This is a genomic window from Peptidiphaga sp., assembly GCF_057238965.1.
This window is the reverse complement of record NZ_DBHHEV010000137.1, coordinates 1-827: the sequence shown is the minus strand read 5'-3', so window position 1 is coordinate 827 and position 827 is coordinate 1. Positions and strand designations below refer to the sequence as shown.

At 69.4% G+C, this 827-nt stretch carries 2 protein-coding genes; both read right to left on the bottom strand.

Going from position 1 to position 827, the window contains the following annotated elements; translation table 11 throughout:
- Positions 1–459, bottom strand: a 459-nt coding sequence (locus ACO48X_RS10940) for an AMIN-like domain-containing (lipo)protein (protein WP_485002118.1), incomplete at its 3' end; no start/stop codon positions are given.
- On the bottom strand, positions 456–827 hold a 372-nt coding region (locus ACO48X_RS10935), incomplete at its 5' end, for a PLP-dependent transferase (protein WP_485002117.1). The genes ACO48X_RS10935 and ACO48X_RS10940, both read right to left, overlap by 4 nt.

Genomic DNA, 827 nt, shown 5'->3' with positions numbered 1-827 from the left:
CTGCAAGAAAACGTCGCCCTTGACGTTGATTCGCTCGCCTTTCTCGTCGATGGGGTCGCTCGTCCACGTCGTCTTCCACGTCAAATCTGCGGCGCCGCCAGTGTACTGAACGACTACCCTCTCATACCCCGGGTGCGATCCGACCCTCGACGAGCTCGGGAAGGCGTGGCCGGCGTCCGTGGGGAAGCCGTCGGACTGTGACCCCTCGGCGAGCCAGTCCGTCGGGGCGACGGGCGAGGCCGACTTTCGCGGGGCGGAGGAGGACGACCCGGCAGACGGGCCAGGCGTGGGAGCCGCGGACGTTGGGTTCGACGATCGCGAGGCGCCCGAGGCCTGCGCAGAGGCAACCGCGCCCGGATTCGCCTTCGGCTTGCCGCCTCCGGCTTCCTCCGAGGCCGACGAGCACGCCGAACCCGCGAGGAGGAGGGCGGCGCAGGCGGCGCTGAGACGAGTTTTCATAGATGTACCTCCTTGAGTGCGGCGTCGAGGTCCCTCCATAGATCCTCGACGTCCTCGATGCCGACGCTCACGCGCAGCAGGTCCTCCGGAACGGTTGCGGCTTCCGTGGGAAAGCGGCGGCGTCGCTCGAAGCTAGACTCTACCCCGCCGAGCGAGGTCGCGGGCAACCATATCCGGACGAAGTGCCCGAGCTCCTCGGCGGCCCGCACCCCGCCGACGGGTCTCATCGTGAGGACGCCGCCGAAACAGGACATGAGCCGCTTGGCGCGCTCGTGCTGCGGATGGGAGGGAAGCGACGGGTGGCGGACCTCGGCGACGAGGGGGTGTTCCTCCAGCCGGCGGGCGAGCTCGGCGGCGTTCGCCCAGAT